This is a genomic window from Trichocoleus sp. ST-U2 (assembly GCF_039961875.1).
In the GTDB taxonomy this organism is placed as follows: domain Bacteria; phylum Cyanobacteriota; class Cyanobacteriia; order Cyanobacteriales; family FACHB-T130; genus FACHB-T130.
In genome coordinates this window covers 1-10,000 of sequence record NZ_JAMPJY010000085.1, presented here as the reverse complement: position 1 = coordinate 10,000, position 10,000 = coordinate 1, and the positions used below count along the sequence as shown (strand labels likewise).

At 49.8% G+C, this 10,000-nt stretch carries 7 protein-coding genes; 4 read left to right on the top strand and 3 right to left on the bottom strand.

All coding sequences use genetic code 11. The features are described from left to right. Positions 1-88: 88 nt before the first annotated feature. The 3 genes from NC996_RS27715 to NC996_RS27705 form a co-directional block, all read right to left on the bottom strand. Complete coding sequence (locus NC996_RS27715) at positions 89-691, bottom strand: hypothetical protein (protein WP_190684422.1); 603 nt, start codon at positions 689-691, stop codon at positions 89-91. 189 nt (positions 692-880) lie between these two features. Beyond that, positions 881-3,004: a flotillin domain-containing protein gene (locus NC996_RS27710; protein ID WP_190684419.1), complete on the bottom strand. Its 2,124-nt coding sequence runs from the start codon at positions 3,002-3,004 to the stop codon at positions 881-883. A gap of 171 nt (positions 3,005-3,175) precedes the next feature. Next, positions 3,176-3,880: an OB-fold-containig protein gene (locus NC996_RS27705; protein ID WP_190412220.1), complete on the bottom strand. Its 705-nt coding sequence runs from the start codon at positions 3,878-3,880 to the stop codon at positions 3,176-3,178. Between the two features lie 512 nt (positions 3,881-4,392). Here NC996_RS27705 and NC996_RS27700 point away from each other — a divergent pair. The 4 genes from NC996_RS27700 to NC996_RS27685 all read left to right on the top strand — a co-directional run bounded on the left by NC996_RS27700 (position 4,393) and on the right by NC996_RS27685 (position 9,598). Further along, complete coding sequence (locus NC996_RS27700; RefSeq protein WP_190524838.1) at positions 4,393-4,632, top strand: hypothetical protein; 240 nt, start codon at positions 4,393-4,395, stop codon at positions 4,630-4,632. A gap of 102 nt (positions 4,633-4,734) precedes the next feature. Further along, positions 4,735-7,191, top strand: a complete 2,457-nt coding sequence (locus NC996_RS27695; protein ID WP_190536440.1) for an endonuclease MutS2 — start codon at positions 4,735-4,737, stop codon at positions 7,189-7,191. Between the two features lie 143 nt (positions 7,192-7,334). Continuing rightward, positions 7,335-7,925, top strand: a complete 591-nt coding sequence (locus NC996_RS27690) for a DUF3038 domain-containing protein (RefSeq protein ID WP_190536439.1) — start codon at positions 7,335-7,337, stop codon at positions 7,923-7,925. Positions 7,926-7,966: 41 nt separating this feature from the next. Further along, positions 7,967-9,598, top strand: coding sequence for a DUF4335 domain-containing protein (locus tag NC996_RS27685; protein WP_190684416.1), 1,632 nt, complete (start codon positions 7,967-7,969; stop codon positions 9,596-9,598). The last annotated feature ends 402 nt before the right edge of the window (positions 9,599-10,000 follow it).

The following is a 10,000-nucleotide window of genomic DNA, read 5'->3' as shown; positions in this document are numbered from 1 at the left end:
TTGGCTGAGCGCTATCGGAATCGACGGCGGCACTTTACGCGCCGAGTGCATCTACTCGCAGGCATCATCAACTTTGAGCTAGCTCTGGTTAGCTGATTCGTGCAAGAGGTCTATTAATGCGCCGCAGTATTTTGCCATCCTTACCCAGTACCCGCATTTGGCAAGAATGATTAGCGCCTGGTGATATGAGGACAAAAACACCGTTAGTGGCTTCGTCGCGCAGAATCTTCCCGTTATCAAAGGTGATTTCAACAGCAGCAACTTCCGGCGAGAGTACCTTACCGTAAGTGAGGGCGTAAGTCTCACCAGTTTTATCGTTCGAGTAGTTGCCGCTTCCATACCACACCAGCTGCTCTGGTGGTAACGGTGGGCGATCCAGAAAGAATTCAGCGCTGTCATTACCGATCTGTTCCCAGCCACTTTCTTTACGCACAAGCACGCTGTGACCCAATATCTGTGGCGACGCTTGCTGGCGATCGCTGCTGGGGCAGATGGCGCTATAGAGTACCACTACACCCTGCGACCATTGACGGGTACCCAGTACGCGAAAGTCTTGAGCTTGGGTTGTGGGAGAAGGGCAGAGGTTGTTTTGGCGTATAACTTGTTCTGGGGTAGCTGCCACACGCTCAGAACTACAGCTAGAGGCGAAAAGCGCCAACAACCCGATTAGGGGGAGGATTAACCGTCTCATTGTCGTGTGGCTGGATTCGCCTGGGTAAAATTCCCTTCAAACTTGGCTCAGCCGTTCGTGAGTGGCATCTTCCCAAAGTAGAGTGCATATGCCAATCCTTCTCGGACAAGAAGACCTAAACGCCTTCCCAATTACGGAAAAGAGACGCGATATATCGCGTCTCTACAGGAGAGGGGTTGGAAAGACGGGTTAACTGCTTTGCATACCGTCTTGGTTGTTATTTTGGCTTGGCTTTTCTACTGAGGAAATCATAGCGGTAAGGGCTTCTGGCGGGATACTGCCATTGTTGCTACGAACCAGATTACTAACTTGACCAATTAATGAGCCTAATTTGCCATCTTCAAGCAAGGTGTTAATTAAGGCTAAACCGCTGGTGGATAGTAACATTTTGTTGATGTCACCGGCACCGTTGCCGTTGCTGCCATTTGCGCCGGGGAAGGAGTAAATTCGGGCATCGCCGATCACTCCTGGTTGAGGTGCCAATGCCTTGACAATTTCTGGCAGTTTATCTGCTAAATCGGGCCAAATTGTGGTAATAATCTTGGCTGTGAGGTTAGCATCGCTAATTGTATTTTGGGCAGAAATTTGGGCTTGAATCCCTTCAGCCTCGGCTAAAGCTTTGTCACGGTTAGCATCGGCTAGGGTGCGAATTGCTTCCGCTTCTAGTTCCGCTGCTTGTTGGGCAATTTCCGCTTGCCGCTTGCGCCGGAAAGCGTCAATCTCGACAACGTTGCGATCGCTAATACTCTTCTCTTGGGCTTCTCGTTCGGCGGCAATAATTGAAAGCTGTTTATCCCGTTCGGCTTTTTCAATCGCGCTTGCAGTCGTTACAGATGCCTCTGCTCTCGCTTGTTGTGCTTCGGCGACAAAGCTTTCGCGTTTTTTGTTGGCGACTGCGATCGCTACCTCTTCTTGGGCAATTCTTGACAGTTTTTCAGACTCCGCTACCTGCACTTGCGCTTGCAATTTCGAGGATTCTACTGTCTGTAGACGAATAATTTCCGCCATTTCTGCTTCTTGTTTTTGCAGTGTTTGCGCCACTTTGAGTTGTTTATTGCGTTCCTCTAGGGAAATATCCGCCTCAATTTGGCTTTGTTGTACTGCCAGTTTTTTGTTAATTTCTTCCTCCTGAATGATGCGTTGACGGGTTATTTCCGCAACTTCCGCTTCTTGTTTTTGCAGTGCTTGCGCCACCTTGAGTTGTTTATTGCGTTCCTCTAGGGAAATATCTGCCTCAATTTGGCTTTGTTGCACCCCCAATTTCTTGCGAATTTCTTCTTCTTCAACGGATTTAAGCTGCAAAATCTTGGTACGCTGCACGGTTGCAGCTTCTCTGTCTTTCGATTCTTGTATTTCCCGCTGTTTTTGAGCTTTGAGTGCTTCTACTTGTAACTGTTGCTCTTGTTTGGCGTTTTCTTTTTCTTGCTCGATTTGGAGCGATCGCTTTTGGGCATCCAGTTCTTTCTGCTCAATGGTAACTTGAGTCGTTAATTCAACTTCTCGTTTTTGTTGAATCGAGCGTTGAATTGTTTCAGTCCGCAGTCGCACGCCTTGAGCATCGAAGAAGTTATTCGTATCGTAGGTATCGCTTTCTTCAATTTCTGAAATGGCAATATTGTTCAGCGTCAAACCTACTTTTTTCAAATCTTGCTGAACTAAATTTAAAACAGCATCAGCAAAACCAATCTTGTCTGAATCAATTTCGGCTAGACTCTTATTTTTTGCTGCTGCCCGAATCGCATCGTCCGCCCGTTTTTCTAGGGCATCTTTAATATCTTCCGGCGTAATTTTTCCTGCTCTAGACAGCCTAGCCGCCGCTGTTAAAACATCTTGTTCGTCGGCATTAATGCAGACATAGAATGTTACCCGCATATTTGCCCGGAGGTAATCTTGGGTACGAACTGCCAGCTTCCCAGTGCGCTCAACGTCAATCGAAATTTCTCGCAAAGGGACGCGGGTAAGCTGATGAAATCCAGGTAAGACAACACAACCACCATACAGAATGACGGATTTACTTTTAATGAAAACACCGCCAGTTCTCACAAAAGCTTCGTTGTTGGGTGTAACAACATAAACTCGCGTATACGCCCAGATGCTAAATAACAGTAATAAAACCAAAGCACCAATAATTCCAGGGAAGATAATTCCACTTCCCAGTTGGGCAATCGTTGGTTGTATTGGGGCTGGAAGAGTCTGAGCGATTAAAGTAGACTCATTTTCGGGTAAACTCGCCTCGGTTTGCCATTGTTGTTCCGAGAGTTCAGATGTGGTAGCAATTGGTAATGATTGGATGAAGGTAAGCCAAAATAGCATAATTTTGAAGAAATTGGTTGTTAGCTGTTAGTTTCTCTAGCAATTGAAAGTTGCGGCTATACAGATGAAACCTATCTACCTAGGCAAGTTGAAATTCTAAATTCAGGGTTAGCGTAAGCGCATAGATAGACTTTGCTTGAATCGCGGCGAATCCTATTCTTTATAGATTTATTACTTGATTTTGGATGCATTTTCTAGCCAATGCTCTTGATCGGGACTATCTTTAGCGACGACTAAATAGTGGTGTTCCAAACGTTCAATGACTAAGACTTTTTCATTGCGACGCGGGAGAACCGTTGCCCAATCAGGTAAAGTGGCGCTGATGGTGACAAGATTTCGCGCTGAATCGATGACATCTACCTGACCAATTTTGCCTCTGTGTTTATGGGGAATAAAGGCAGAACTTACCGTACCGAAACAACCAATTAAGCGATCGCTACTGGCATCTTCCCCAAAGGCAGCAAAGATTTTTCCCAGAGGTCGAGAAATCAACCCCCCTAGAAACAAGCTGATTGCCATTGAACTTAATAACACCACTCCCCCTAACCCAAAAAAACGGTAGGGGATGCCACCTGTGAGGCTACCAACCCAAACATTGAGCATCCAGCCGATGACACCCCAGAGGCTAAAGTCAGTTCCTAATAATAGGATTAGCGGCGCTTTGCCAATGCCTAACCATCCCAAAATTTCCAAGGAGTTGAAGCTACCATCCGTGTCGGTGTCTACGTCGATAACATCTACGTCGGTATCTATGTCAGCGTCTATGTCGGCATCTACGTCGGAGTCTCCTCCTCCGGAAACAATCACCAATAGGAATAAAAGGACTCCCATCCCTAGAAACATCCAGTAGGGTAGGTTGGCTGAATTAAACAGCATGAATGCCTAGTGTCCTTAATTGAGTTAGAAATTCCATCGTTTCAAGACTTACGCAAGAAAGTCCTTAATAGAGAAGTTCGTCTTTGCGCTTCATCGATTAATTAAACTGACTGCACTTAGATCATCTCAGAGCGTTATTGGCGATTCAGCTCACTCTTTGGCTCACTCTTTGGCTCAGTTGTTGGCTCAGTTTGCCTGAAGTTGAAACTCTTGGTTTCATCAAATGTAGGTAATCCCTCGCCTCGATCAAACGGCTTTCTTAAACCTGCACATCGCGTGAACTGAGATAAAACATCACTAGCCTAGCCGCCATTCCTGAAAAACCGGAAAAAAGATAACTTTTTTTAATTTGTATTCTCTATAAAGAGAATTTTGGAGTTAAGTTCAAGTGAGCTTATAAATAACATCCTCCTAGAGGCAGAGTTTAAGAGCAATAAACTTCACTAAAGGGATAGAGGTAAGCAGCTAAAGCCTGTTTTAGGTTGAAGCAATTATCTTCATCAGGAACGCAAATGTCTGCATCTACCAACAAGTCAGCGCTGGCTTGCTATTTCACAGTGATGCAAATGCCGATGAGGCAGCGCGACTTGCAAGCACTCACTGAAATATTTGATGATTTTGACACAGAGGAGCTGATGCACTTGGAAGCGATCGCTCCCTTAGAGTCAGCCGGAGTTCTGGAACCTTGGGAGGAAACCGGGTGGGAGACACTTACCGAAAGCCAGTATGAGATGGAAGGTGCCTTTGCGTAAAGAAAGCGGTGCTGGCGGATGTTTGTTCTCGTGCGGTCAGTTAATCAGAGCTTAAAATTAATATAGATAAGCACTTGAATATTTAGATATAGCTTTTAAGCTTTGATTCAATCTGAGACCTTAGAATTACTCGAATGGCCCCGCCTGTGTCAGCATTTGTCTACCTTTGCTGCCACTAAGTTGGGCGCGATCGCTGCCAATCATCTGCAAATCCCAGCGACTCAGCCAGAGAGCCTGCAACTGATCGCCCAAACTCAGGAAATTTACCAGTTGGAGAATCGTCTTTCTCCAGGGTTGAGTTTTGAAGGAATTCAGGACATCGGAGATTCTCTGGAGCGGGCGGAACTTCAGGGAATTTTAGCAGGGGAAGAGTTGCTAGCGATCGCGACCACCTTAGTTGGAGTTAGGCGTCTGCGGCGCATTATTGACGATCAAGAAGATGTGCCAGTGCTGAAAGAGCTGGTTGCCGATATCCGCACCTATCCCGAATTAGAGCAGGAAATTAACCACTGTATCGATGAGCGGGGAGACGTAGCTGATAGGGCGAGTGCCAAATTGGGCGGGATTCGCATCCAACTGCGGCAGCTACGCGGTCGCATTTATCAGATATTGCAGGGGATCTTGCAGCGCCAAGCCAATGCAGTCCAGGAACAGACGATCAAACAGCGGGGCGATCGCTTCGTGATCCCCGTCAAAGCACCGCAAAAAGACGCCATTCCCGGCATCGTCCACGACACTTCCGGTAGCGGCGCGACGCTATTTATCGAACCGAATGCGATCGTGCAATTGGGAAATCAATTGCGGCAGTTGCGGCGTCAAGAACAAGTCGAAGAAGAAGCCATCCGCCAAGCGTTGACGGTACAAGTGGCAGCCGTGAAACCCGATTTAGAGCAGTTGTTGGCAGTGGCGACGACTTTGGATTTGGCAGCTGCTAGGGCAAGATACAGTTATTGGTTAGAAGCGAATCCTCCCAGATTTATCGAACGCACCCCGCCAGAAAAGCCAGGGAACCCGGAAGAGGCGTTGGGAGAATCCCCAGCCGAAAATCGAAAATCGAAAATCGAAAATTCCATCACCCTGCGCCAGTTGCGCCATCCTTTATTGGTTTGGCAGCAGCGACACGAAAACGGGGGTGCCGTCGTGCCCGTAGATTTACTGGTTCAGCCGGAGATTCGGGTCGTAACGATTACCGGGCCGAATACTGGCGGCAAAACCGTCACCCTAAAAACTTTAGGATTAGCCGCACTGATGGCAAAGGTGGGGTTATTTGTCCCGGCGCGGGAGCCGGTAGAATTGCCTTGGTTTGATTTGGTGCTGGCGGATATTGGCGACGAACAATCTTTAGAGCAGAGTTTATCGACTTTTTCCGGGCATATTCGTCGCATCAGCCGAATTACCGAGGGAATGACCCCAAATTCCCTTGTTTTGCTAGATGAAGTGGGAGCGGGAACCGATCCGGCAGAAGGAAGTGCTTTAGCGATCGCGCTTTTACAATATCTGGCAGACCATGCCAATCTCAGCATTGCAACCACTCACTTCGGCGAACTCAAAGCGCTCAAATATGAAGACGAGCGCTTTGAAAATGCCTCGGTAGAATTTGACGATCGAACCCTCAGCCCCACTTATCGCCTGTTGTGGGGAATTCCAGGACGTTCTAACGCCCTGACGATTGCGCGACGGTTGGGATTGAAGGGGGAAATTGTCGAACAAGCGCAAACTTATGTGGGAGGTGCTTCAGAAGACATCAACCAAGTGATTGCTGGACTGGAAGCACAACGGCGCAATCAAGAAACTAAAGCCCAAGAAGCCAGTCAGTTGTTGCAGCAAGCAGAGCGTTTTTATCAGGAGGTATCGAGAAAAGCCGCCGCTTTGCAGGAACGGGAACAGCAGCTGAAGCTTTCCCAGGAACGCGCTGTGCAGGAAGCCCTGATTCAAGCCAAAGGAGAAATCGCCCAAGTCATTCGGCGGTTACAGCAAGGTCCAGCTACCGCTCAAGATGCCCAAAGTGCAACCAACGCCTTGAATGAAATTGCCGAACGTCATCTGTTGCCCTCGCCGCCCCCCAAACCCAAGCCGGGATTTAAACCAAAAACAGGCGATCGCGTCCGGATTCCCCGCCTAGGACAAACCGCCGAAGTGCTGAGCAATCCAGACGCAGAGGGTCAGATGAGCGTGCGATTTGGATTAATGAAAATGACCGTCTCCCTCGAAGATATCGAATCTTTGGACGGACAAAAACCCGATCCCATCGCCAAAGCCAAACCGGCGGCGACTCCAAAAGAGCCACCCGCACCTCCCAAACCACAACCCACGATTCGCACCTCCAAAAATACCGTCGATATTCGGGGGAGTCGAGTGCCGGATGCCGAGATGGCATTAGAGAAAGCGATCGCCCAAGCGATGGATGCGGGCTGTTTGTGGATTATCCACGGCAAGGGAACCGGAAGGCTGCGAGATGGTGTCCACGAATTCTTGAAACAGCATCCTCTCATTGAGCGTTTTGAATTAGCTGGCACTCCAGAAGGTGGCACGGGGGTCACAATCGCCTATATTAAGTAGCGAATTACTAATGGCGAATTGTTTAAAAACAGTCAGCCATTCGCCATGAGCGACGACAGGAAACTTACTTAAAACCGCGATAGTCTGGTTTCAAGACTCGTAACGGCGAAGTTATTACCAGTTGCGTCACCTAAGCTAAAAATATGCCCTCCATCGTGAAGACACCAACGACGCCAACCCCCCGCTGGGAGGATTTACCCCTTGCTTCCGCGCCAGATCCCGTACAGTTGGACAATATCAAAGCCCAACTGGATTTAATTTTATTGGCGCTCGAAGCATTGGCAGGCATCGGTTCCGACGCGATACTCCAAGCCGCAGCACAATTGAATTTAGAGTCAATGGTGGCAGATCGGGTGGCTTTGTGGCGATTGCGCCAGTCTAACCCCATGCGGAAGAGTTCGGGAGGGCGGAAAAAGTTAGATGTGGAGGAAGCGCGATCGCTTGTTTTAATCGTCTGTCACCTTGCCGGACAGCAGCAAGAGCTAATCCGACGTGCCGTTGCCTTGCTCGAACAGCTAGCCGAGCAAAACCGGGAACCCCACGAAGCTTCTTTACTAGGAGATTATCTTGATGCCTTCAGCAACACTTACCAGGAACGCATGGAGGAAGAAGACAATGTATCGTCCGACGCTTTGAGCCACTTGGCCTTGAAACTTCTGATCGATCTCCTGTTCTACAGTAGCCCCAATGGTCATCGGCGTCTCTGGTTAGCACTTTTGGATCGCGCCCGCTAGCAATTCACACTTAGCAATTAGCAATCCTCTGAATTAGCAAAATGGTTTTGCGACGCTTTACACCCCCCACCTGCACGTTGGAAATCCAGGCGAAAGATTCGCCCCTGTCTCGCTGGGCAGGACAACCCGTGCTGAAGCATCTACGATTTGAGCTAAGCTTTGACGATCCGCGACAGCCAGAAGATCGACGAGTGACGATCCGCGGAAATCGCGCTCAATTAGAAAGCCTTTGCGAAGCCGTTAGCGTTTACGTGCAGGACTTCCTTCAGCAATCCCCGCGATCGCAGCCGGTGGTGCATCAAATGCCCGTAGGCGAGCCGATGATGGCTGCTGCTGCCCCCGCCCAAGCGGCAACCATTCTTTCGCCGCCTGAATCCCCCACTCCTCAAACCTTTGTCCCTTATATACAACCGAGGGGACTTTTGTCCCACGACCTATTTTTGGGGCATTTGGCGACGGAAGAAACGGGACCTGTCGTAACGCTGAGTGCGCTGCAACTGTTCGACTTAGCTACGGCTTTGGATGAATACAATGCTGAATTGGTGGCGTTGCCTCCCCTCAAACGCACCCAGTGGTTGAAAAATCCGCCCATCTGGACCCGGACGGCAGCCATCTTTCTGTTAGGGGTGGGGATAACAGCAGCCACGCTGAAGCTAATGCAGCCTAGTCCCACTATCATCTCCTCTGCACCGGCACCCACACCATTACCCACTACCCCGGCACCAGTGCCCGGTACCGAGGTGTTGCCGGTTCCAATAACGCCGACTCCAACGACGGGAGTGCCGACGCCTCCTCCTTTGTCTTCCCCATCGCCGACGCCAACGGGGTCTCCTTCGTCAATTTTGTTATCTCCGGCTCCTGTGACTACGCCGACACCTTTCAGTGCCAAAAGCCCAGGGGTCGTCGTTGTTCCTCGGAATCCCCCTGGAAATTCCAACCCCGTTTTCAGCAATCTGCCCCCGATTCAACAACGTTCTGCCCCAGAGGGAAGAGCCATTTTCCAGCCCCCTCCTCCCAGTAACTTCCCGCCCATCCCCAAACCCCCGGCTGAACAGCCAAAGCAGGCGATTCGCAATAATCTCCCGTTTGAGCCGCTCCCCAGTAGCAGTGGGGTGAGTGCGCCCCGAATCGGGCAATCAGCTCCTGCTCCTGGTTCCATCGCCTCAAGTTCTGAGGGTGCAAACCAGTCTGCATCCCCCAATGCCCCCGGCATTCCTGCCGCGCCTCCCCCGCTTCCCAATCTGCCGTCGCTTGCCAGCCTTCCTGCGGAAAGCTCGGCTGCAAATAACAGCGATCTGAGTCCCGGTGCGACTCGCGGCAGCGTTGCCCCACCGGCAGCGAAACGCGGCAGCGAATCTGGAAGCGATCGCGCCCAGAATGACCGGCTATTTGACACGATTCCTCAAGTCGCACAAGTGCGGGACTATTTCCAACAGCAATGGAAACCGCCCGCCGATCTGACACAGCCGCTGCAATACTATCTCCGGCTGAATCCGGATGGCTCCATCGAGCGCATTCGCCCCCTAGGAGAACTGTCAGTCAAGTATATTGACCGTACCGGGATGCCAGTACCAGGGAAACCGTTTGTTTCTCCCATCGAAGACGAGCGCAACGCCCACATCCGGGTAGTTCTTGGCCCCGATGGCAAAGTGGAAACGTTTCAGGAACCTTAAGTGGGTTGTCGATCGAGAAAAATAGAATTCTTGAGAAACCGGGTTTTTTAAAACCCGGTTTTTTTGTTTTCTAGCAAATTAATCTAGCAGTTCTCGATGAGAGGCAGTAGGGTTTGACCCCACCCCTGCCCCTCACCTCTGCTAGCTACCGTGTATACATAAGTCGCCCTGAAACAATCTGAATCGCATCAAAGAGCGCAAAATGATGGAGAATCCGCTCCTTATCCATGCCCAACAGTTCAAAGGAGCAGCGTTTGGAGACCGACGCCTGCAAAAAAGGGGGCATCATTAGACCTCTTGCATGAATCAAGAAAATGAGCCAAAAGTAGGTAAGCGTTACTGAATCTGCTCATGCTCTACCAACAGTTGAAAGTCCTCAATCCGAGCGCCTTCAGACGGGCG

Bases quoted from the DNA above. Each gene is read 5' to 3' on its own strand.
- NC996_RS27685 (WP_190684416.1), top strand. From the start codon at position 7,967: ATGGTTTTGCGACGCTTTACACCCCCCACCTGCACGTTGGAAATCCAG.
- NC996_RS27715 (WP_190684422.1), bottom strand. From the start codon at position 691: ATGAGACGGTTAATCCTCCCCCTAATCGGGTTGTTGGCGCTTTTCGCC.
- NC996_RS27705 (WP_190412220.1), bottom strand. From the start codon at position 3,880: ATGCTGTTTAATTCAGCCAACCTACCCTACTGGATGTTTCTAGGGATG.
- NC996_RS27700 (WP_190524838.1), top strand. From the start codon at position 4,393: ATGTCTGCATCTACCAACAAGTCAGCGCTGGCTTGCTATTTCACAGTG.
- NC996_RS27690 (WP_190536439.1), top strand. From the start codon at position 7,335: ATGCCCTCCATCGTGAAGACACCAACGACGCCAACCCCCCGCTGGGAG.
- NC996_RS27710 (WP_190684419.1), bottom strand. From the start codon at position 3,004: ATGCTATTTTGGCTTACCTTCATCCAATCATTACCAATTGCTACCACA.